This window comes from Curtobacterium sp. 179-B 9B NHS (assembly GCF_045370965.1).
Lineage (GTDB): Bacteria > Actinomycetota > Actinomycetes > Actinomycetales > Microbacteriaceae > Curtobacterium.
The window spans coordinates 285,805-307,974 of sequence record NZ_JBIQDQ010000002.1 but is presented as its reverse complement, the minus strand read 5'-3'; the positions used below and the strand labels follow the sequence as shown (position 1 = coordinate 307,974).

General features: G+C 71.8%; 17 protein-coding genes. 9 read left to right on the top strand and 8 right to left on the bottom strand.

The features are described from left to right. Positions 1-31 precede the first annotated feature (31 nt). A complete protein-coding gene (locus ACH0A8_RS03250) occupies positions 32-2,119 on the bottom strand; it encodes a hypothetical protein (RefSeq protein ID WP_251155557.1) in 2,088 nt (695 codons plus the stop codon). Positions 2,120-2,360: 241 nt separating this feature from the next. Beyond that, positions 2,361-3,392, bottom strand: a complete 1,032-nt coding sequence (locus tag ACH0A8_RS03245) for a glycosyltransferase family 2 protein (protein ID WP_406906474.1) — start codon at positions 3,390-3,392, stop codon at positions 2,361-2,363. A gap of 118 nt (positions 3,393-3,510) precedes the next feature. Here ACH0A8_RS03245 and ACH0A8_RS03240 point away from each other — a divergent pair, with 118 nt between their 5' ends. From ACH0A8_RS03240 to ACH0A8_RS03215, 6 genes are all read left to right on the top strand, one after another. Next, complete coding sequence (locus ACH0A8_RS03240; RefSeq protein ID WP_400430381.1) at positions 3,511-6,078, top strand: glycosyltransferase; 2,568 nt, start codon at positions 3,511-3,513, stop codon at positions 6,076-6,078. Positions 6,079-6,169: 91 nt separating this feature from the next. Then, entirely contained in the window at positions 6,170-7,066 is an 897-nt protein-coding gene (locus ACH0A8_RS03235) for an ABC transporter permease (protein ID WP_400430379.1), read from the top strand. 3 nt (positions 7,067-7,069) lie between these two features. Then, entirely contained in the window at positions 7,070-8,317 is a 1,248-nt protein-coding gene (locus tag ACH0A8_RS03230) for an ABC transporter ATP-binding protein (RefSeq protein WP_209685188.1), read from the top strand. 1 nt (position 8,318) lies between these two features. Then, positions 8,319-9,446 carry a glycosyltransferase family 1 protein gene (locus ACH0A8_RS03225; protein ID WP_209685187.1) on the top strand — a complete coding sequence of 376 codons (1,128 nt, stop codon included), beginning with the start codon at positions 8,319-8,321 and terminating at the stop codon, positions 9,444-9,446. After that, positions 9,443-10,318 carry a glycosyltransferase family 2 protein gene (locus ACH0A8_RS03220; protein ID WP_209685185.1) on the top strand — a complete coding sequence of 292 codons (876 nt, stop codon included), beginning with the start codon at positions 9,443-9,445 and terminating at the stop codon, positions 10,316-10,318. The genes ACH0A8_RS03225 and ACH0A8_RS03220 overlap by 4 nt, the downstream gene beginning before the upstream one ends. Positions 10,319-10,379: 61 nt before the next feature. Continuing rightward, positions 10,380-11,501: a glycosyltransferase family 2 protein gene (locus tag ACH0A8_RS03215; RefSeq protein WP_209685184.1), complete on the top strand. Its 1,122-nt coding sequence runs from the start codon at positions 10,380-10,382 to the stop codon at positions 11,499-11,501. 183 nt (positions 11,502-11,684) lie between these two features. On the opposite strand, the gene ACH0A8_RS03210 is transcribed toward ACH0A8_RS03215, so the two are convergent. The 4 genes from ACH0A8_RS03210 to ACH0A8_RS03195 are packed head-to-tail and all read right to left on the bottom strand — an operon-like array spanning position 11,685 to position 16,229. After that, on the bottom strand, positions 11,685-13,610 hold the full coding sequence (locus tag ACH0A8_RS03210) for a glycosyltransferase (protein WP_406906471.1): 1,926 nt from the start codon (positions 13,608-13,610) through the stop codon (positions 11,685-11,687). Beyond that, complete coding sequence (gene rfbA / locus ACH0A8_RS03205; protein ID WP_066655026.1) at positions 13,610-14,473, bottom strand: glucose-1-phosphate thymidylyltransferase RfbA; 864 nt, start codon at positions 14,471-14,473, stop codon at positions 13,610-13,612. Before rfbA ends, ACH0A8_RS03210 begins: the two co-directional genes overlap by 1 nt. 10 nt (positions 14,474-14,483) lie before the next feature. Then, on the bottom strand, positions 14,484-15,092 hold the full coding sequence (locus ACH0A8_RS03200; protein ID WP_066655027.1) for a dTDP-4-dehydrorhamnose 3,5-epimerase family protein: 609 nt from the start codon (positions 15,090-15,092) through the stop codon (positions 14,484-14,486). A gap of 24 nt (positions 15,093-15,116) precedes the next feature. Further along, positions 15,117-16,229 carry a hypothetical protein gene (locus ACH0A8_RS03195; protein WP_271825335.1) on the bottom strand — a complete coding sequence of 371 codons (1,113 nt, stop codon included), beginning with the start codon at positions 16,227-16,229 and terminating at the stop codon, positions 15,117-15,119. A 110-nt stretch (positions 16,230-16,339) separates the two neighbouring features. Between ACH0A8_RS03195 and ACH0A8_RS03190 the strand changes: the two genes are divergently transcribed. The 3 genes from ACH0A8_RS03190 (at position 16,340) to rfbD (ending at position 19,202) form a co-directional block, all read left to right on the top strand. Beyond that, positions 16,340-17,281 (top strand): glycosyltransferase family 2 protein, encoded by a 942-nt coding sequence (locus ACH0A8_RS03190; RefSeq protein WP_209685179.1) that lies wholly within the window; start codon positions 16,340-16,342, stop codon positions 17,279-17,281. Between the two features lie 83 nt (positions 17,282-17,364). Continuing rightward, positions 17,365-18,351 (top strand): dTDP-glucose 4,6-dehydratase, encoded by a 987-nt coding sequence (gene rfbB / locus ACH0A8_RS03185; protein WP_406906468.1) that lies wholly within the window; start codon positions 17,365-17,367, stop codon positions 18,349-18,351. Continuing rightward, positions 18,348-19,202 carry a dTDP-4-dehydrorhamnose reductase gene (gene rfbD / locus ACH0A8_RS03180; RefSeq protein ID WP_406906466.1) on the top strand — a complete coding sequence of 285 codons (855 nt, stop codon included), beginning with the start codon at positions 18,348-18,350 and terminating at the stop codon, positions 19,200-19,202. Before rfbB ends, rfbD begins: the two co-directional genes overlap by 4 nt. A gap of 289 nt (positions 19,203-19,491) precedes the next feature. On the opposite strand, the gene ACH0A8_RS03175 is transcribed toward rfbD, so the two are convergent. Further along, on the bottom strand, positions 19,492-20,511 hold the full coding sequence (locus tag ACH0A8_RS03175; RefSeq protein WP_406906464.1) for a pentapeptide repeat-containing protein: 1,020 nt from the start codon (positions 20,509-20,511) through the stop codon (positions 19,492-19,494). Further along, positions 20,508-22,061: a hypothetical protein gene (locus ACH0A8_RS03170; protein ID WP_406906462.1), complete on the bottom strand. Its 1,554-nt coding sequence runs from the start codon at positions 22,059-22,061 to the stop codon at positions 20,508-20,510. Before ACH0A8_RS03170 ends, ACH0A8_RS03175 begins: the two co-directional genes overlap by 4 nt. Positions 22,062-22,170: the final 109 nt, after the last annotated feature.

Sequence of the window (22,170 nt, the reverse complement as noted above, 5' to 3'; positions counted from 1 at the left end):
CCGATCGTCCGACGTGCTGCGTCCGGGTGGGTCAGGGCACGGTCACGGTCCGGCAGCCGTACTCGGTGTTGCCCTGGCCCGCCGTGTCGAGGCCGTAGGCGCAGATCGTGTGCCGTCCGGCAGCGGCGGTCAACGTCACCGACCACCCGTGCGCCGCGCCCGCCTCCGGGTAGGCCCTGGCGACGTCCGGCCGGCTGTTCGAGGCCGTCGTGCGGACGCCCTTCGACCCGTCGTAGACGTCGACGGAGATCGTCGCGGCGGCGTCGTCGGGGTCGAACGCCCATCCGCCGACCCGGATGCCGCCCTTCACCGCGGTGACCTCGTCGAGGCTGCCGACGGGTGCCTGGCTGGTGACCGTGACCGTCCTGCACCCGAGGACCGGGTCCTTCTTGCCCGACTTCACGTGCAGCGCCCGGACGCACACCTCGTGGGTGCCCTTCGTCGCTGCGACGGTGGCCGAGAACCCGTGGGCGGAACCGTAGGAGGGGTACACCCGCTCCACGTCGGTCCGTGTGCGGTCCGCGACGAACTCCTGACGGTCACCGTCGACGTAGACGCGGACCTTGATCGAGTCCTTCGTGTCGCCGTCGAGCGCCCATCCCCCGACGGAGACCGACGACGCACCGACGGTGACGGAGTCGAGGGAGCCGATCGGGACGGACCCCGGCACGTTCACGGTCGTGCACGACCCCACCGTCGCGTTCGACCCCGCGCCGACGTTGAGTCCCGTCGCGCAGATGCGGTGGTTGCCGGCACCGACGGGCACCGTCGCGGCGAAGCCGTGCGCGGATCCGTACCCCGGGTACGCGCGACCGACGTCGGTCCGCTCCTTCGCGCCGGACAGCTGCTTCACGGTCTTGCCGTCGGCCTGGATCGTGACGCCGATGGACGACTTCGTCTCCGGGTCGATCGCCCACCCCGCCACGGAGACCCCGCCGGGCGCCGCCGACGCCCGGTCGAGCGAGCCGAACGGGGAACCGTCGGCGACGGTCACCGTCTTGCACCCGAGCGAGGCACGAGCCCGGGTGTCGGCGTTGACCGCCCAGACGCAGACCTGCTGCGAGCCCGGGGGCGCCGCGGTCGTGTGCTTGAACCCGTGGTTCGGCCCCTGCTTCGGGTACGCGGCACCGACGTCGTTGCGGACGCGGTTCGCGGTGGTCGACGTCTCGGTGCCGCCCACGGTGACGTCGACCCGGGTGCTCGCGCTGGTGTTCCGGTCGAGCGCCCAGCCCTCGACGGTCACCGAGTTGTAGCCGGCCGTGAGGACGTCGAAGCTGCCGAGCGCGGTGACCGGGGGCGCCGCGTTGCCGGTCGGGCTGCCGAACCAGTCGCTGTACATGCGCCAGAAGTTGCGGTTGCCGTAGGCCGAGCAGCCGTCGCCGGTGCCGTACAGGTTGTTCAGCGCGGCCGTGTTCGGGGTGTACGGCGTGTAGTAGTACAGCGCGGCCGTGGCCTTGTTCTGCACGTTCACGGGCTTGGTGCCGCAGGAGACCGGCACGTTGTACTGGATGTTGCGGGTGGCGCCCGGGTTGAACCAGGTGAAGTAGTTGCTCGTCCCCGGCGGGTTGCTGTACCGCTTCCACTGCCAGGCGGACCAGTACATCTGGTTGCCGACACCGGCGTACGCGGGATCGCATCGGCCGCCGACGTTGTCGGGGCAGGCGTAGCCCATGGCCCGCTCGAGGACCGCGGCGGAGGGACCGCGGTTCGTGACCAGGCTCTGCTCCTTCTGCAGCGTGACGAGGAGCACCTTCGGGCTGATCCCGCACGCCGCGCTGACGCGGGTGACGATCTGCGCGGTGGAGAGGGACGAACCGCCGGTGACGGCCGAGCACATGGCGTCCCCACCGCGGCTGTTCATCGAGAACCGGCCGTTGCGCAGGCAGTTGCTGTTCGTGCAGGACGACACCTGGCTGTTCAGGAAGGCCTGCACCTGGTCGGCGGTCATCGCCGTGCCGTCGTAGAAGTTGGCGTCGGAGATGATGTTGCCGGCCTGGAACGACGACCCGCTGAGCGCCGAGGCGGGCTCCTGCGATGCGGTCGGACCGGAGACCTGCAGACCGACGAGCACGCTGGCGACCGCCAGCACGCTCGCAGCCATGGCGAGGAGCTTCTTCACGTCGGGGGCCTTCCTGAGGGGCGGACGACGGGTGCGAGCGAGCACGTGCTCCGGGAGCGGTCCGGAACGACCCTGTCCACGGTCCAGACCACACGTGTCACGAAACTGTACCTCCGTCACAGTGATCACACAGCCCCCGCGTCGGCCCCCGTCCGGGAGGCGCGCCACACCGCCGCCGGTCGCCCGCCGCTCCGGCGGGTGACCGGCTCCACCCCGGCCGGTCCCGTTCCTGGGACGACCCTCAGGTGCCGGTGTCGAGCAGCGACTCGACGGCACGACGTGCCGCAGCGCCCGTGCCGTCCGCGCGGCGGGCGCGACGGGCGTGCGCGACGAGACCCGGCGCCTCCCGGCCGAGTCGCGCCCACTGCGCCGGCGTGAGCTGCCCACCCGCGGGGCGGAGGAGGTCCCGGGCGGCGCGCGCGAGCGTCCGCAGCACGACCCGGCGCACCATCGGCGGCGAGCCGTTCCGCAGGACGACCGCCAGGCGGTTCCGCATGCTCTGGTACCGGACCAGGGGCGAGTCGCTGCCGGAGCTCGCCGCGTGCCGGTGCGTGACGACCGCGTCCGGAGCGTGGCGGACCTCGTACCCGGCGAGCCGGAGCCGCCACGACACGTCGAGGTCCTCGTAGTACATGAAGAGGGACTCGTCGAAGCCCCCGACGTCGGCGAGGGCGTCCCTGCGGAGGAACACCGCCCCGCCGGAGAAGCCGAAGAGCGGTGCGGTCTCCGGTGCGTCCTGCAGCGGCCGCAGCCAGTCACGGTCGCGGCCGTTGCCCGAGCGGTCGAGCACGACCCCCGTCCCGTTGACGAGCGTGCGGCCGTCGGCGTCGCGACGCCACCGTCGGCCGTCCACACCCACCAGGTCGTCCGGCCCCGGGGCGGCGCCGACGGGGACGGGGACGAACCCACCCTCGAGCACGACCGTCGCGGCGACCGCGGCCACGCGGTCCCCACCGGCGGTCAGGGCCGCGAGACCGCGGGCGAGGAAGCCGTGGTCCGCGACGGCGTCGTTGTTGAGGAGCGCGACGACGGGCGCCGAGGCGGCCGCGATCCCCCGCGCGACCCCGCCGGCGAAGCCCGCGTTCGTCGGCTCGGCGACGAGGACGACCGCGGGCAGGTCGGCGCGGTAGTCGGCGACGGTGCGGTCGTCGGCCTCGTTGACGACGAGCACCACCTCGACCTCGGCGTCGACCCGCTGCGACCGCACGGAGTCGATCGCGCGCCGGGTGAGCTCGGGCTGGTGCCAGTCGACGATGACCACGGAGACGTCCACGTGTCCAGTCTCGCAGCCCGTGCGGCCCCGGTCCGCCGACGGTGCCCGGGTATAGTGGTGCCGCTTTCCGGGCACCGCCCGCGAGCCACCACTGCAAGCCGACGTACGGAGCCCTCCCATGTCCACCTTCGCGCCCCGCGTGTCCGTCGTCGTCATCAACTTCCGCGGGACGGACGACACGCTCGAGTGCATCGCGCGGCTCAGCGAGGTGGACTGGCCGGCCGACCGACTCGAGATCGTCGTGGTCGAGAACGGCTCCGGCGACGACAGCGAGGCCCGCCTCCGCGCCGAGCTCGGGGACCGGGCGAACGTCCGCATCATCGTCTCCCCCGAGAACCTCGGCTTCACCGGCGGCAGCAACCTCGGCGCGCGCGAGGCGACCGGCGACGTGGTCGCGTTCCTCAACAACGACGCGAAGCCGCACCCGGCGTGGGTGAAGGAGGGCATCGCCGGCTTCGCCCCGAGCCCGCGCGTCGCCGCCGTCGCGAGCAAGGTCCTCGACTGGGAGGGCCGCACCATCGACTTCGTCGAGTCCGGCCTGAGCTGGTTCGGGATGGGCTACAAGGCGCACATCGCCGAGCTCGACGACGGCCGCTTCGACGAGCCGCGTGACCTGCTCTTCGGCACCGGGTCGGCGCTGTTCGTCCGTCGCGACGTCTTCCTCGAGGTCGGCGGCTTCGACGACGGCCTCTTCATGTTCTACGACGACGTGGACCTGGGGTGGCGGCTCAACCTGCTCGGCTACCGGGTCCGGTTCGCGCCGCGGTCGGTCGTCTACCACAAGCACCACGGCTCGATGAAGTCGTTCGGCGACCACCGCGAGATGTACCTGCTCGAGCGGAACGCCCTGCACCTGCTCTACAAGAACCTGTCCGAGGAGAACCTCGGTGTGTTCCTGCCCGCGGCCCTGGCGCTGCTGGCGCGCCGTGCCGTCGCCAAGAGCGGTCGCGACTCGCAGGAGTTCGACATCCGCCGGTTCGTGGGCGCCCCGGACGAGTTCGACCCCCTGACGCCGATCTCGAAGGAGACCGTCGCCGGGTTCTTCGCACTCGACCAGTTCGTCGCCGACCTGCCGCGCCTGTCCGAGGAGCGTCGACGCATCCAGTCGCAGCGCGTGCGGAGCGACAAGGACGTGTTCCGGCTGTTCGGCGATGCGTTCAAGCCGCTGTTCGAGGACGGCTACTTCCTCGAGGGCTACCGCGCGATCCTCGAGTCCTTCGACGTCGAGGCACCGATGCACCGCACGAAGGTCCTCGTCATCACGGGTGACGCCCTGGGCGAGAAGATGGCCGGTCCGGGGATGCGCGCGTGGAAGATCGCCGAGGCCCTCGCCCCGGACAACGACGTGCGCCTGGTCACCTGGAACGTCGCGAACCGCAAGTCCGACACCTTCGAGGTCGCCCGCGTCCCGCTCCAGCACGAGCGCTCCATGCGCGAGCACGAGGAGTGGGCGGACGTCATCTTCTTCCAGGGCTACGCCCTGCACCACTTCACCACCCTGCAGCAGTCGAACAAGATCATGGTCGTCGACCTGTACGACCCGATGCACCTCGAGCAGCTCGAGCAGGCCCGCGACAACGGCGACGTCGGGTGGCGCAACCAGGTCACGAGCACGACCGAGGTCATCAACGCGCAGCTCGAGCGCGGGGACTTCTTCCTCTGTGCCTCCGAGCGTCAGCGCCTGTTCTGGCTCGGCCAGCTCGCGGCGGTCGGCCGCGTCAACCCGGACAACTACCTGGCGGACGACAACCTGCAGAAGCTGATCGCCATCGCGCCGTTCGGCATGGACTCGAAGCCCCCGCAGCACGAGCGCAAGGCCATCCGTGGTGTCACCCCCGGCATCGGCGAGGACGACAAGGTCGTCATCTGGGGCGGCGGCATCTACAACTGGTTCGACACCCCGTCGCTCGTCCGCGCGATCGCGCAGGTCGCCGAACGCCACGACGACATCCGCCTGTTCTTCCTCGGTGTCGCGCACCCGAACCCGGACGTGCCCGAGATGGCCATCGTCTCGGAGACCCGCCGGATCAGCGACGAGCTCGGCCTGACGGGCAAGCACGTGTTCTTCAACGAGCAGTGGGTCGCGCTCGACGACCGACAGAACTACCTGCTCGAGGCCGACGCCGGCGTGAGCACGCACTTCGCGCACATCGAGACGACCTTCTCGTTCCGCACCCGCATCCTCGACTACATGTGGGCGAACCTGCCGATCGTCACGACCGACGGCGACAGCTTCGGCGACCTCGTCGCAGCCGAGGGCATGGGCGTCGCGGTCCAGGAGCGCGACGTGGACGCACTCGCCGCGGCCCTCGAGTCGATGCTGTACGACCCGGAGGCCGCCCAGGCCGCTCGGGACGCGGTCCGTCGCGTCCGCGACGACTTCACGTGGGAGCGCGCGCTCGCCCCGCTCGTCGAGTTCTGCAAGGACCCGCAGCCGGCGGCGGACCGCGCCCACGACGCCGCGGTGCCGGCCGGCTCCGTCACTGCCGGCAGCCGTCCGCGCGTCGCGCTGAGCCCGGCACGTCAGCGGGAGATGGAGTTCCACGAGATCGCCAACAGCCGCCACGGCGTCGTCCGCGACGTCCGGCTGGCCACCTGGTACCTGCGGCAGAACGGCGTCTCCGGCCTGCGGGCGAAGGTCCAGGACCGCGTGCGGCTGATGCGCGAGAGCAAGAACGGGCGTTGACGTCCACACCGAGGGCGCGGACGGCTGCGAGGTACAGTTGTCCGTCGCCACAGTGCACGCCCACCCCCAGTGCACGAACACAGAGGAACGCATGAGCAACATCGTCACCGACCGGTTCGAACGCCTCCGGCACGAACGGATGGTCCCCGCCGGCCGCCCGGCGTCCGCCGTCGTGGGTTCGGTGCGCGAGGTCCTCGCGCACCGGCAGCTGCTCGACCTGCTGATCCGCCGTGACCTGAAGTCCCGCTACAAGGACAGCGTCCTCGGGTTCGCCTGGACCCTCATCCGGCCGCTGGTCCAGCTCGCGATCTACTACTTCGTGCTCGGTCAGATCCTCGGTGCGTCTCGGAACATCCCGGAGTTCGCGATCTACGTCTTCTCCGGGCTGACGCTGTACGGCCTGTTCAGCGAGATCGTGGCGTCCGGCACGGCGTCGATCGTCAGCAACGCGGGGCTGATCAAGAAGGTCTACCTGCCCCGCGAGATCTACCCGCTCGCCAGCGTCGGCTCGGCGCTGTTCAACTTCGGCGTGCAGATGATCGTCCTGCTCGTCGCCGCGGTGCTGCAGAGCGGGTTCGCCTGGTGGCGCCCGGACCTGCTGTTCTTCTTCCCCGCGACGCTCGTCATCCTGATCTGGGCCACCGCGCTGGCCCTGCTGCTCGCCGCGCTCAACGTGTACCTGCGCGACATGCAGTACCTGGTCGAGGTGCTCGTGCTCCTGCTCATGTGGGGCTCCCCCATCGTCTACAGCTGGCAGATGGTGGCGACGCGCGCTCCGGAGTGGCTGCTCACGCTGTACACGTCCAACCCGATCACGCTCGCCGTGCTCGGCATCCACCGGGCATTCTGGTCCGCCGGTGCCGACTCGGAGTACCCGGAGCACCTGCTGCTCCGCCTCGGCATCGCCGCGCTCGTGGGACTCGTCGCACTCCTCGCGTGCCAGCGCGTGTTCGCCAAGCTGCAGGGCAACTTCGCCCAGGAGATCTGATCGATGAGCATCGACAACGACACGACCACCGACGCCGGTTCGCCCGCGTCGCCCTTCGCCGGCGCCCCCGACGTCGTCACGGTCCGGAACGTCTCGAAGAAGTTCACGATCCGCAAGGACAACTCGCTCAAGGAACGTGTCGTCACGCTCGGCCGCGCCGGTCGGCGGCACAGCGAGGACTTCTGGGCGCTCCGCGACGTCAGCCTCGACATCCCCGCGGGCACGACCATCGGGCTGCTCGGACCGAACGGGTCCGGCAAGTCGACCCTGCTCAAGACGATCGGCGGCATCCTCGAGCCGAGCTCCGGCACGGTCGAGCGCCGCGGTCGACTGGCCGCGCTCATCGAGCTCGGCGCCGGCTTCCACCCGGACCTGACCGGTCGCGAGAACGTGTACCTCAACGCCGCGATCCTCGGCCAGACGCAGGAGGAGACCGAGGCCCGCTTCGACGACATCCTGCAGTTCTCCGGCATCGGTGACTTCATCGACACCCAGGTGAAGTTCTACTCGTCGGGCATGTACGTCCGACTCGCCTTCGCCGTCGCGATCAACACCGACCCCGACGTCCTGCTCGTGGACGAGGTGCTGGCCGTCGGCGACGAGCAGTTCCAGAAGAAGTGCCTCGACAAGATCCGCGAGTTCCAGGAGCAGGGCCGCACGATCATCCTCGTGTCGCACTCCCTCGGGCAGGTCCAGGAGCTCTGCGACTCCGCGGTCGTCCTGCACCACGGCGAGGTCAAGTTCCAGGGGTCCGCCCGACTCGCGGTGAAGAACTTCCGCGAGATCCTCGAGGACCGCCGCGTGGCCGAGGTCGAGGCGAACCACCCGGAGGAGGAGGCCAACCCGGGCAAGGTCGAGCACGTCGAGCTCGAGATCCCCGGCCGTGAGCCGGGCGCCGAGCACCGGCACGGCGACGACCTGGTCGTCCGGGCGACCTTCTCGCACGCCACCGTGCTGCCGGAGTGGCGCGCCGGCATCAAGATCGAGACGCACCTCGGTCACCCCGCGTTCGGCGTCGACAGCCGGCAGCTGCAGACGCACCACGCCCCGCTGGACGGCACCGCGACGGTCGAGTGGCGTCTCGAGGACCTCCGGCTCGGCGGTGGGCAGTACTTCGTCCACGTGTTCCTCGCCAAGCCGAACGGCGAGCACATCGTGATCCAGCGCGAGGCGGCCCGCTTCGTCGTCACCGACGAGGACACGCAGTCCGGCATCGCCTGGACGAAGACCACCGAGCGCCAGGTCCGCTGACGTGCGGGCACTCCCCGTGCTCGTCGACGCGACCTCGGTCCCCCCGAACCGCGGCGGCGTCGCTCGCTACATCGCCGGTCTGCTGCAGGGCCTCGGCGACCTGGACGTCCGCGTCGACGTCGTCGCGAAGCCCACTGACCTCGCGTGGCTGCGCGGACTCGCACCGGCGCACCGGTACCACGCCGCCCCCGGCTGGACCGCGTCGCGGCCCCTCCGGCTGCTGTGGGAGCAGGTCGGCCTGCCGGGGCTGCTCCGACGGAGCGGGGCGACCGTCCTGCACAGTCCGCACTACACGTTCCCGGTGACCCGCGCCTCCCGGACGGTCGTCACCCTGCACGACGCGACGTTCTTCTCGGACCCGGCCGCGCACTCACGCCTGAAGGTGGCGTTCTTCCGCGGGTGGACCCGGGTGGCGCGCCGGTGGGCCCGCGCGACGGTGGCGCCGAGCGCCGCGACGGTCGCGGAGCTCGACCGTCTGGCGGGCCGGGCCCGCCGAGCCACGGTCGTCGCACACCTCGGCGTCGACGCGACCGTCTTCCGCGTGCCGTCGGCGACCGAGACCGCCGCCTTCCGCGACGCCCACGACCTCGACCCGGACACCGACTGGATCGCGTTCCTCGGGACCGTCGAACCCCGCAAGCAGGTGCCGGCGCTCCTCGCCGCGCACCGAGCCCTGCGCACCCGCGGCACCACCGTCCCACCGCTGCTCGTCGCGGGCGGACTCGGCTGGGACGAGCCTGCCCGTGCCGAGCTCACCACCGCCGGCGACGTGCCCGGCGCGCCCGTCCGGTACCTCGGGTACCTGCCGGTGGAGGAGCTCCACGTCCTGCTCGGAGCCGCGCGCGTCACGGCCTACCCGAGCACCGGCGAGGGCTTCGGGCTGCCGGTGCTCGAGGCGATGGCGTCTGGCGGCGACGTCCTGACGACCCGCCGGCTCGCGATCCCCGAGGTCGGTGGTGACGCGGTCACCTACACCGAACCGGACACCGACGCCATCCGCGACGCGCTCGCGGCGATGCTCGACGAGCCCGCCGACGCCCGCGCCGACCGCGTGCGTCGGGCCCGCGCGCGAGCTGCCGGGTTCACCTGGGCCGCCTGCGCCGAGCGCCACGTGGAGGTCTACGCGTGAGCGACCGGACGCCGCACGGTGGTGCGCCCGCCGGCAGGGCGGCGATCGTCACGGTGTCGTACGAGTCCGGCGACGTGCTGCCCGCGTTCCTGGCGTCCACCGCCGCAGCGAGCACCCGGGACGTCGAGGTCGTGGTCGCCGACAACGACTCGTCGACCGCCGACGCGCTCCGCCGCGTGACCGAGTCGGCCGGGGCGCGCTTCGTCGCGGTCGGCGCGAACCTCGGGTACGGGGCGGCCGTCAACCGTGCCGTGGCCTCGCTCGACCCCGACGTGCGGTGGGTCCTCGTGTCCAACCCCGACGTCGTGCTGGCCCCCGGAGCGCTCGACCGCCTGGTCGCCACCGCCGAGACGGACCGGACGATCGGGGCCGTCGGTCCGCGCCTGCTCGAGCCCGACGGCGTGGTCTACCCGTCGGCGCGGCTCGTCCCCTCGCTCCGCACCGGGCTCGGTCACGCGGTCTTCGCGAACGTCTGGCAGGGCAACCCGTGGACGAAGCGCTACCGGCAGGACGGTGACCACACGGTGCGTCGCGACGCCGGCTGGCTGTCCGGCGCGTGCGTGCTGGTGCGCCGCGACGTGTTCGACCGCCTGGGCGGCTTCGACGAGGCCTACTTCATGTACTTCGAGGACGTCGACCTCGGCTGGCGCATCGGCCGCCTCGGACTGCGGAACGTGTACGAGCCGGAGGCGATCGCCACCCACGTCGGCGGCACCGCGACGCGCGGGTCCTCGGACCGGATGCGCCGTGCCCACCACGAGAGCGCCTACCGCTTCCTGGCCGGCAAGTACGCCGCGTGGTGGCTCTGGCCGTTGCGAGCGGTGCTCCGCCTGGCGCTGGCCGTGCGTGCGCGAGCCACGCGGACCCGCTGAACCCCGGTAACCTCTCAGGGAAGCACGCCCACCCGCCCTCCCCCGACCCGGATTGCAGCACATGATCCTCGCCGTCACCCTGATGGTCCGCGACGAAGCGGACGTCATCCCCGCCTGGCTCGACCACCACGTCGCCCAGGGCTTCGACGTCTTCGTCATCACCGACAACGGTTCGACGGACGGGACGACCGCCCTGCTCGAAGCGTTCGCCGAACGTGACGACGTCACCGTCGACCTGCGCCACGACCCCGTCCACCGCAAGCAGCAGGGCACCGTCGTGACCGGCATGGCCCGCGACGCCGCGGCGGTGCACGGGGCCGACTGGGTGGTGAACGCGGACGCCGACGAGTTCGTCCTGCCCGTCGACCGGTCGCTCACCGTCCGCCGGGTCCTCGAACGCCTCGACCCGGTCGTCGGCGCCTTCACCGTCCCCGTCGTGAACCTCGTCGGCGCACTCGCCGAGTCGGGTGCCGGAGTCGAACGCCTGCACTGGCGCGACGAGCGCTCCGTCGACGAGCTCACCGCCATCGGCCTGCTCGCCCCGCCCACCGCGAACGCCGTCCACGTCGGTGACCCGGACGTCACGGTCGTGCAGGGCAACCACCAGGTCAGCGTGGCGAACGGCGCCCCGGTGCCCGAGGAGCTCGCACTCGAGGTCCTGCACCTGCCGTGGCGGTCCTGGGCGCAGTACGCCCACCGGGTCGAGGTCACCGGCCGCGCCTACGACGCCAACCCCGACCTGACGCCGAGCCCGCGCCACCACGGGATGCGCGACTGGCGCCGCCTGCAGGAGGGGGTCCTCCAGCCCGTCTTCGCCCTGCGCTTCGTCACCGAGGACGAGGCCGAGGCGGGTCCGTTCACGCGCGACGACGGCGTCGCCGACGTCCTGCGACGCGCGGGATCGGCCGCCCTCGGCGACGCCGAGCCGGTCGTCCCGACCGACCGCCTCGAGGAGCTCCGCGCACTCGGCCGCGCGGTCGTCGACCGTGACCACCGGATCGCCGACCTCGAGGACGAGGCCCGCCAGGCGACGGAGCTCGCGGACTCGCTGCGCCGGACGGTGCAGTTCGAACGCGATGCCCATCGTGCGACGGAGGCCGAGCTCGCCGCGGTGCGCGCACGACGGGTGGTCCGGCTCGCCGACCGCGCCGGCGCCGTCGCACGGCGGATCCGCGCGCGCTGACGAGCACCCGGCCGGTGCGCCGCCGCGCGCCGGCCGGGTGGGACGCGCTGACGAGCACCGGCCGGTGCGCCACCATGCGCCGGCCGGGTGGGCCGCGCTGACCGTCGCGTCCGCGCCGATCCCGTCGACCGCGTCAGCCGCATCGGCCCTGCGGGCCGGGGCACCGCGCGGGCGCGCTGCCCGTCAGCCCTGCGCGCGGACGCGACGCACGGCGTCGAGCAGCGTCTCGGCCCGGTTCCGGAACGAGTGCTCGGCGCCGATCCGCTCCCCCCGCGCCACACGGTCCTCGAGCGTCGCCGACTCCCCCGCGCGGACGGTCTCGCGGAGCTGCTCGACCGAGGTGTACGTCCGCACCGCGCCGTGGAAGAGGTCGTCGACCCCCGGCACCGGATCGGTCACGACCAGCGCCCCCGAGGCAGCGGCGTCGAACAGCCGGTTCGACAGGAAGCCGTCCCGCGCCATGTCGTCCCAGTGGTCGTTGAGCACCACCCGGGCGGTCCGGTAGAGCGCCGGCAGGTCGTCGTTCGCCACGAAGACACCACGGTGCACGCCCTCGGGCAGGAGCCCCTCCCAGCCCTCGCCCCACACCGCGAGGTCCACCCCGGCCTCGACCGCGTCGCGGACCACGGGCCGGAACACCCGTCGGGTCTTCCCGACGAACGCGGTGTCGAGCGCGCCGAACGCGGCGTCCGGAGCACCCGGGTGGAAGCGGGCAGGGTCGGTCGCCTGCAGCAGCGGCGCGACCGGCAGCCCCGTCTCCCCGGCGACCCGGGTGGCCCACACCGGCCCGGCGGCGAACCGCAGGTCGTAGCGTGCCAGCTCCGCCGGCGTCACGAGGTCCGGGTGCGAGATCACCCAGAGCACGTTCGTCGCCGAGGGGTGCACCGGGGTGTCGTCGAGTCCCCGCAGGGTCAGCGCGACGTCGTCGAGGTGCTCGGAGAAGGGCCGGACGTGCGACTCGCGGTGGTCGACGACGACCTCCTGCCCGAGACCCCGCAGCGCCCGCGCGAGGTCGCGCGCGAAGAACGTGTCCCCCCAGTCGTCCCCCCGTGCCCCCGGGTGCGCCGCGATCCGCAGCGACCAGCGCAGCCGTTCCCCGCGGTCGCGCAGGGACAGCCGCTCGGTGCCCCGCTCGGCCCGGACGACGGGTTCGCGGAGCGCCACGGGCGCACCGACCGGGTCCGCGGTACCCCGCATCGGGAGGAATCCCAGGCGCTCCAGTGCCGGCGCGGTGTACTCGTCGCGACGTCCTCGCCAGACCGCGAGCGCATCCGCCGCGTCCGCGTCGTAGCGCCGTTCGCGGACGGCCGGGTCGCCGTAGGCCCGCCCGAGCGGCACGAGGACGCAGTCGCCGTGCAGGTCGTCGGCGGTGTCGCGGGTCAGCCGGGCGACCGCGGTGCGGGTGTCGACGGTGCGGACGGGGTCCGCGAGCGCGGCGACGGGCGCGGCGAAGCAGGGCAGGTCCGCCGCGAAGACGGCCGTGCCGTCGAGTCCGTCGGCGTCCTCGGCGGGGTGGCCGCGCAGCAGCGACGCGACCGGGGCGGTCGGCTGGGGCAGGGCCGCGCCGGCGCTCAGCACCACGTCGTCGGCCGACCGGACGACGGCCACGGCGACCCGTGCCTCCCGGCCGACCGTCGCGACGAGCCGGGCGTGGGCGCCCTCGGGGAGGGTGATCGCGGCGTCCTGGACCACGACCGTGGCGGACCGGAGCTGCGCGCGTGCCGCGGCGACCGCGCCGCCCCAGGTCGCGGCGACCGTGCGCCGCGCGACCACGTGGTCGGCCGCTGGCTCGACCGGCGCGTAGGTGCTCGTCGGGGCGGCGTGCACGTCGTACGCACTGACGACGACCGTACGTGCACCGGCGGCGACCGCGGCGGCGACCGCCGGTCGGTGCGCTCCGTCCCGGAACGACCGCTCCTGCACGGTCACGACGACGTCGAACCCGTCCGGTGCGGCCGTCGGCCGGTCCGTCACGAGGGACGTGTCGACCGGGAGGCGCGGCTCGGCCGCTCCGTCGACCGCACCACCGCGGGTGGTGGCGTCGGGACCCGTCCGCTCGGCTCCCGCCGCAGCGGTCCGCCCGAACAGCCGGCCGAGCCGGGACGCCATCAGCCCTGCAGCAGGGCGTTCAGGTAGACGCCGTAGCCGCCCTTGACGAGGGGTGCCGCGAGGTCGGCGAGCTGTGCGTCGTCGATCCACCCGTTGCGCCAGGCGATCTCCTCGATGCAGCCGATCTTGAAGCCCTGGCGGTCCTCGATGACCTTGACGTACTCGGACGCCTGCATCATCGACTCGAACGTGCCGGTGTCGAGCCAGGCGGTCCCGCGGTCGAGGACCTGCACACCGAGCTTGCCCGCCTCGAGGTACCGCTCGTTGACGGTGGAGATCTCGAGCTCACCGCGTGCGCTGGGCTCGATGGTCTTCGCGATCTCGATGACCGAGTTGTCGTAGAAGTACAGCCCCGGGACGGCGTAGTTCGACTTCGGCTGCGCGGGCTTCTCCTCGATGGAGACCGCGGTGAACGCATCGTCGAACTCGACGACGCCGTACGCCGTGGGGTCGGCCACGTGGTAGGCGAAGATGGTCGCACCGTCGACGCCGGTGTTCTTCCGCAGGTTCGTGCCGAGGCCGGTGCCGTGGAAGATGTTGTCGCCGAGGACCAGCGCGACGCTGTCGTCGCCGATGAACTCCTCGCCGATGACGAACGCCTGCGCCAGGCCGTCCGGGCTCGGCTGCACGGCGTACTGGATGTCCATGCCGAGCGACGAACCGTCGCCGAGCAGGGCCTTGAACTGCTCGTTGTACTCCGGCGTCGTGATGACCAGGACCTCGCGGATGCCGGCCATCATGAGCGTCGACAGCGGGTAGTAGACCATCGGCTTGTCGTAGATCGGCATGAGCTGCTTGCTGATGCCCTTGGTGATGGGCCAGAGGCGCGTGCCGGAACCACCGGCGAGGATGATGCCCTTCATCGGACCGTCCTTACTTCTTCGTGCGGAGGGACTCGGTGTAGGCCACCGCTTCCTCGTAGGTCGGCAGCAGGCCCTGCTCGGCGGCCTGCTCGAGCGTCGGGGCCGAGGTGTCCTTCTCGGAGAGCACCGGCTCGCCGATCCCCTCGGGCAGCTCCAGGCCGACCGTCGGGTCGAGGATGCTGATGCCCTTCTCGCGCTGCGGGTCGTAGTGGGCGCTCACCAGGTAGTTCACCGTCGAGCGGTCCTCGAGCGCGACGATGGCGTGGCCGAGTCCCTCGGACAGGTAGACGGCCCTGCGGTCGACGTCGTCGATGCGGACCGCGTCCCACTGGCCGAACGTCGGCGACCCGACGCGGATGTCGACGATGTAGTCGATGAAGGCCCCGCGGACGGCGGTGACGTACTTGGCCTGGCTGGGGGCGACGAGGGCGTAGTGGATCCCGCGGGCGACACCGGCGGACGAGATCGACATGTTCACCTGGCGGAGGTCGAGCGGGTGACCGACCGTGTCCTCGAGGACGTCGGCACGGTACGCCTCGAGGAACGCTCCTCGTGCGTCGCCGTGCTGGACGGGCGTGAACTCCCACGCGCCGGGGATCTTCAGTTCGCGGATCTGCACCGGGGCAGCCTAGCAAGGAGCGCGTCAGGACAGCCCGAGGGCCAGGCGCCATGCCGTCTCGCCGGGTCGGTCGTCCCCGACGGTGCGCTCCGCCAGGACGTACCGGCGCGCCCGTCGGACACGGACGTCGGACTCGCGCAGGGCGGCACGGACCGCTCGCTGCCACGCCTCCGGCTGGTCACCGACGAGGAGACCACCGTGCTCGTCGGCGCCCCGGTACGACGGCCGGTCCGACCCGACGAAGGGCAGGCCGAGCATCGTGTACTCGAGGAACTTGAGGTCGCTCTTCGCGTCGTTGAACCGGTCACCGGTCAACGGTGCGACCCCGGCGGACCACCGGTCGGCCTGCGCCCGGAGGAACGCGACGAAGGCCGGGTAGTGCTGCGCCCCCTCGGGGAGCGCGAGTCGGTCGTACCAGGTGTCGTCGTCGCCGGTGACCCCGACGACCTCCAGCCGGACCGGCCGGCCGTCGTCGTCGGTCAGGTCGGTGAAGACCGGACGGAGCAGGTCGAGGTCGCCGCCGTGCGTCGCGCTGCCCATGTAGAGGACGCGTCGCGGGCTGCGGTCGTCCGGGTCGGCGGCGGCAGGGCCGCCGGGGTCCGCGTCCCACAGCCCGGGTTGGACGCCGTTCGGCACCACGACGGCGTCGACGCCCTGCGCCGCGAGCACGTCCCGGAGCGTCGGGGTGGACACCACCACCGCGTCGGCGCCCCGGACGAGCCGATCGACGGAGGCGAGCCGGTCGGGGTCGTACTCCGCCTGCGCGAGGCGTGTGCGCGCCTCCGGGGTGAAGAAGTCGTCGTCGACCTCGGCGACGATCCGCGTGCCCTCGCGGGCGGCCCTGGCGAACGCGGCGTCGAGCGCGGCGACCGGGAAGGCGTCCCGCTGCACCAGGATCGCGTCGAGGTGCGCGGTGTCCGAACCGTCCGCCCAGCGCACCGGGTCCACCTGCGCGACCCGTGCCCTCCCGGATGCGGCGAGCGCCGTCATCCGTCCCGTCACCCGGACGTGTGCCGACGCGGGGTGCACGCCACCGGCACCGTGCACGACGAAGCCGACCAGGGGCGGAGCCGAGGTCGACGGGGCCGTGCCCCGACGACCGAGGAGACGGGCGACGGTCGACCGGAGGGCTGCCATGGGGCCATCGTCGCACGACGACCGCTGGACCTGAGCATTCGTACGGGCACGTAGGATGGTCGCCGACTTCCCGCACGGGGAGGAGCGCCGACGACCTCAGGGACCCACTCGTGAAACTGTTCGTCCAGATCCCCTGCCTCAACGAGGAGCAGACCCTCGCCTCGGTCCTCGAGACGATCCCGACCTCGATCCCCGGCGTCGACGAGATCGAGGTCCTGGTCATCGACGACGGCTCGACCGACCGGACCGTCGAGGTGGCCCGGGCGCACGGGGTCCGGCACGTCGTCCGGCACACGCGGAACATGGGGCTGGCGCGGTCCTTCCGTGACGGCGTCGACTACGCCCTGCTCCACGGGGCCGACGTCGTCGTGAACACCGACGGGGACAACCAGTACCCGCAGGCGCAGATCGCCGACCTCGTGCAGCCGATCGTGCGCGGCGAGGCCGACATCGTGATCGGTGACCGCCAGACCCGGACCATCGAGCACTTCTCCGGGTTCAAGAAGGCGATGCAGACCTTCGGGTCGTGGGTCGCGAGCCGTGCCGCCGGGCTCGACCTGCCCGACGCGGCGAGCGGGTTCCGCGCCTACTCGAAGTACGCGCTCATCCGGCTCAACATCGTCACGCGCTTCAGCTACTGCATGGAGACCATCGTGCAGGCGGGCTACAAGCGGCTCGCCATCGCCAGCATCCCGATCACGACGAACGCCAAGACCCGCGAGTCACGACTGTTCAAGAACATCTGGCAGCACATGTTCCAGTCCGGGTCCGCGATCGCACGGGTCTACCTCATGTACCGGCCGCTGGCGCTCTTCGCCTGGGTGAGCGCCGTCCTGGGCGCCGCGGGACTCATCCCCTTCGTCCGCTACCTCGTGCTGCTCTGGACGGACAGCGGCGGCAACCACCTGCAGTCGCTCATCCTCGGCATGGTCCTGATGATCAGTGCCCTGCTGTCGATCACGATCGGCGTCGTCGCAGACCTGACGAGGCTGAACCGCACGCTCGCCGAGGAGCAGCTCGACCTGCAGAAGCTCGCCCGGTACGGGGACTGACCCCGGACCGCCCCCGCTACACTCGACCCGACCGCCGTCGGCCCCGTGACCGGCACACATCGGCCTTGCAAAGGAAACCAAGCGTGAAGATCCTCGTCACCGGAGGGGCCGGCTTCATCGGCTCGAACTTCGTCCGTCGGACCCTGGAGGACGCGTACCCCGGGCTGGAGGGCTCGGAGGTCGTCGTGTACGACGCCCTGACGTACTCGGGGAACCTCGAGAACCTCGCTCCCGTCGCGGACTCGCCGCGCTACACGTTCGTGCAGGGAGACATCCGCGACGCCGCGAAGCTCGACGAGGTCGTCCCCTCGGTCGACGCGATCGTGCACTTCGCCGCCGAGTCGCACGTCGACCGCTCCGTCCGTGACTCCGGGATCTTCGTCGAGACCAACGTCGTCGGCACGCAGCGTCTGCTCGACGCAGCACTGCGCCACGGCACCGAGCGGTTCGTCCACGTCTCCACGGACGAGGTGTACGGCTCGATCAGCGAGGGCTCGTGGGACGAGGACCGTCCGCTCGAGCCGAACTCGCCGTACTCGGCGTCGAAGGCGGGCAGCGACCTGCTCGCCCGCAGCTACCACCGCACCCACGGGCTGAACCTCTCGATCACGCGGTGCTCGAACAACTACGGGCCGTACCACTTCCCCGAGAAGGTCATCCCGCTCTTCGTGACGAACCTCATCGACGGCAAGAGCGTCCCGCTGTACGGCGAGGGCAACAACGTCCGCGACTGGCTGCACGTCGACGACCACACCCGCGGCATCGCGATGGTCCTCGTCGGGGGACGCGCGGGCGAGATCTACAACATCGGCGGCGGCACCGAGCTGACGAACAAGGAGCTCACCCAGCTCCTCCTCGACGCGACCGGCAAGAACTGGTCGTCCGTCGAGCACGTGCAGGACCGCCTCGGTCACGACCTGCGCTACTCGGTCGACATCTCGAAGATCCAGGCCGAGCTCGGCTACGAGCCGCAGGTGCCCTTCGAGCAGGGACTCGCCGACGTCGTGCAGTGGTACCGGGACAACCGTGCGTGGTGGGAGCCCCTCAAGGAGCGCGCGGCCCTCGCATGACCCGCTACCTCGTCACCGGCGCCGCCGGCATGCTCGGTCAGGACCTGCAGCTGGCCCTGGCCGGGCGTGACGTGACCGCCCTGTCCCGCGCTGACCTCGACGTCACCGACCAGTCCGCCGTGTCCGCGGCGGTCGCGGGACACGACGTCGTGATCAACGCCGCTGCGTACACGAAGGTCGACGACGCCGAGTCGCACGAGGAGGCGGCCACCGCCGTCAACGCCCGGGGGGCGGAGACACTCGCCACCGCAGCCGCGGCGAGCGGTGCGCGGCTCGTCCAGGTGTCGACCGACTACGTCTTCGACGGTACCGGGACCGCGCCGTACGCCGAGGACGGGCCGACTCGTCCGCTCGGTGTCTACGGACGCACGAAGGCCGCCGGGGAGGACGCCGTCCGCGCGATCCTCCCGGACGCGTCGTACATCGTGCGGACCGCCTGGCTCTACGGCGCCCACGGCCCCAACTTCGCCAAGACCATGGTCCGGCTCGCGGGCTCCCACGACACGGTGAGCGTGGTGACCGACCAGGTGGGGCAGCCGACCTGGACCGGCGACCTCGCACGGCAGGTCGTGGCGCTGCTCGACGCCGACGCCCCCGCGGGCACGTACCACGGCACCAACGCCGGGCAGGCGTCCTGGTTCGACTTCACCCGCGCGATCTTCAGCGCTGTCGGGCTCGACCCGGAGCGGGTCCTCCCGACGGACAGCTCCGCCTTCGTCCGGCCCGCACCGCGCCCCGCGTACAGCGTCCTCGGACACGACGGCTGGGCGGCGGCCGGCATCCCCCCGATGCGGGACTGGCGTCGGGCGCTGGACGCGGCGGTCGCCGCCGGCGTCCTCGACCAGCCCTGAGCGCGGACGAGCGGTCCGCCGGGGCCGCGCGTCCGTGCCCGGGCGTCCGCTGATCGGTGCGGAACCGTCCGGCGGACCTCCCCGCTGCCCCTCGTTCCCGACGACGCGGCAGGGGGGGCGGCGCCGACGACGCGGCAGCGGGGCCGTCACCCGACCGTGCTGGTGGTGCTCCCGCGACCCCGGTCGGCCCACCTGCGAGCCCGGTCGGCGCTCCCGCATCCGCGGCCGGCGGTCGTGTGCGGAGCTCCCGCATCCGCGGTCGGCGGTCGTGTGCCGCCGACCGGTGGACTCACTCGGTGACCGTGAAGGTGATGCTCGTGCGCACCTGCCGCCCGTTGTCCGCGACGAACTCGATTGTGCGCGTGCCGATCGCGCGCTCGGTGGGGGTCCCGACGATCTGCTGTGTGTCGGCGTCCCAGCGCATGCCGGGCGGCAACGACCCCGAGAACGACGTGAAGACCGAGGGGAACGGGCTCTCGGCGCGGAGCTGCACGGATGCCCGTCGACCGACCTGGAGTCGCACCTCGGAGGGGACGGAGACGATCGGCTGACGCTTCACCTCGACGATCCGGCCGTAGGACAACGTGCCGTCGTACTGGGCGTCCGTCGACAGCCGACACTGCACCACGTTCTGCCCCGGGTAGTACAGGCCCTGGAAGTCCTGGCAGCTGTTCTCGGTGATCCCCGGCTGTGTACCCGCCTCGAGCGTGACCCGGACGGGCTCGTCGTCGTCGACCCACCGGGAGTACTGCGACGCCGCGAGGACCGTCCCCTCGACCACCATGCCGGAGATGCCGGCATCCGTGAAGTCCGTACCGTCCAGCGACGCCCCGGTGAGGTCGGCCTGTGTCAGGTCGGACTGCGACAGGTCGGTCCCCCGCAGGTCCGTCCCCGTGAGGTCGGCGCCGTAGAGGATCGTGCTGCTGAGGTCGGCACCGCGGAGGTCCGCTCCGTGCAGGTCTGCCAGCCGCAGGTCGAGCCCGGACAGGTCGGCACCGGCCAGGTCCTGCCCGGCGCACTCGGCGTGCGACGAGACCGACGCCCCGCGCACGATCGTGCACTCACGGATCGTGGTCGGTGCCGGGCCGGTCGAGACGTACTCGTACCCCACCGACACCAGCGCCAGGACGAGCACGGCGGTGCCGACGGACCACCGACGACGGCGGTACCAGGGGGTCGCAGCACCCGCGGCGCCGGTCCCGGCAACGCGCTCCGGGGTCGTCTGGTCGGCGGCCGTCCGGGCCGCGGTCGTCCGGTCGGCGGCCGTCCGGTCGGCGGCCGTCCGGTCGTCGGTCGTGTCGTCGCTCATCGGACCCCCGTCAGGAAGTGCGGCAGGACCCGTTGCGCGAGCGGCGTGTACCAGCCGGGGTCCTGCGCGTAGGCGGCGAAGGCGAACGGTCCGGCGTAGGTCGCCACGACGAGCACCGCGACGACGGCCACCGGGACGACGAGCGCACGGCGCCAGCCCTCGGGCAGCGTCCGCCAGAGGGCCAGGAGCGACACGATCGCGAACACCACGAGCAGCGGGTAGACCGGTAGGACGTACCGTCCGGCGAAGGCGTACTGGTTGTCGAGGCGCAGGAAGGTCCGCAGGTTGAAGAAGAACGTGGCGGCGACGTAGGTGGCTGCGACGACGGTCCCCCAGACGAAGGAACGCGTGCGGACGAGGATGCGCACGGCGAGGAGCGTCGCGACGAGGGCCACGATGAGGACGACCGCGCCCAGGACCTGCACCCAGGTCGTGATCTGCCACTCGGTGGTGCGGCCGCGGTAGAAGAACATGGTCTGGAAGTACGCACTCATCCAGTCACCGATGAACCCGAACAGGTCGAACGCTGCCGGCGGTGCGTCGTGCAGGATCGCGACGTCGTGCGCGCGCTCGGCGACGAAGTTGCGTCGGTAGATGTCGAACGCGAGGCACTCCTGGTGGGTGTGCACCCGGACGCACGACGGGTTGAACTGCCCGTAGCGCAGCAGGTTCCCGCCCGTCCGTTCGACCATCACCGCTGACACGCCCAGCACGGACACCGTCCAGAGCGTCGACGTCACCGGGTGCCCGCGGAACGCGGCCACGGTCCGGCGCACCGGGTGCGCGAAGGCCTGGAAGCCGTCGCGCTGGACCACGAGCACGAGCGCGACGACCAGCGCGACGCCGACGAACGGGACGAACGTGTACTTCACGACGATCGCCGCGAGGCCGCACGCGACGGCGCGCACGAGGTTCCCCCAGTGTCCCGACGACGAACGGATCATGCGGGCGCACCAGTACAGCATCAGGAAGTACAGGGTGTTGGCCGGGGTGTCGTAGGAGACCCCGGCGCTCTGCCACTCGTACCGCCCCGTCAGGGCGACGACGATGACGGCGAACACGGCGATCGACGTCGAGAAGCCCATGACCCGGAACAGGCGTCGGAGCACCACGAGACCGAGCGCCCCGAGGACCACGTTCACCGCTCGGAGCATGACCACGATCACCGTGTAGGGCGCCTCGAGGTTGACGAGCGGCTTCACCGGGAAGCTCATCAGGTAGTAGTAGACGTAGCTCGGGAACCGCTCGATCTCCCCCATCGTCAGCAGCTGCGGGGCGGCGTCCGTGATGATCGGACCGGCGGTCCAGCTGCGCCCTGCGTAGAAGAGGATGTTGGCGATGTGCCGACCTTCGTCCGGCGCGATCGTACCGGCGTACGGGACGTTCCCCATCCCGTCGACCACCGGCATGTGCACCGCCACCGAGAGGAACGCCCCGATCACCAGGAAGACCACGATCGTCGTGGGCATCGTCCATCGGTGCTCGAGCACCGCGACCAGTCGTCGGGGGTCGCCGATCCGCCGGAGGGCGGCGTGCGTCACGGTTGTCAAGGCTCCCCTTCGTCGACGACCGGACAAGCCTAGCCCCCGGCGCCGCCCCCGCGGGCGTGCAGGACGTCCCTGGTAGTGTCTGCCGCGCTGTCCGACCGCGATCCGAAGA

Coding starts and splice junctions, on each gene's coding strand:
- ACH0A8_RS03195 (WP_271825335.1), bottom strand. CDS start 16,229: ATGGCAGCCCTCCGGTCGACCGTCGCCCGTCTCCTCGGTCGTCGGGGC.
- ACH0A8_RS03230 (WP_209685188.1), top strand. CDS start 7,070: ATGAGCATCGACAACGACACGACCACCGACGCCGGTTCGCCCGCGTCG.
- rfbD (WP_406906466.1), top strand. CDS start 18,348: ATGACCCGCTACCTCGTCACCGGCGCCGCCGGCATGCTCGGTCAGGAC.
- ACH0A8_RS03240 (WP_400430381.1), top strand. CDS start 3,511: ATGTCCACCTTCGCGCCCCGCGTGTCCGTCGTCGTCATCAACTTCCGC.
- ACH0A8_RS03175 (WP_406906464.1), bottom strand. CDS start 20,511: ATGAGCGACGACACGACCGACGACCGGACGGCCGCCGACCGGACGGCC.
- rfbA (WP_066655026.1), bottom strand. CDS start 14,473: ATGAAGGGCATCATCCTCGCCGGTGGTTCCGGCACGCGCCTCTGGCCC.
- ACH0A8_RS03215 (WP_209685184.1), top strand. CDS start 10,380: ATGATCCTCGCCGTCACCCTGATGGTCCGCGACGAAGCGGACGTCATC.
- ACH0A8_RS03235 (WP_400430379.1), top strand. CDS start 6,170: ATGAGCAACATCGTCACCGACCGGTTCGAACGCCTCCGGCACGAACGG.
- ACH0A8_RS03210 (WP_406906471.1), bottom strand. CDS start 13,610: ATGGCGTCCCGGCTCGGCCGGCTGTTCGGGCGGACCGCTGCGGCGGGA.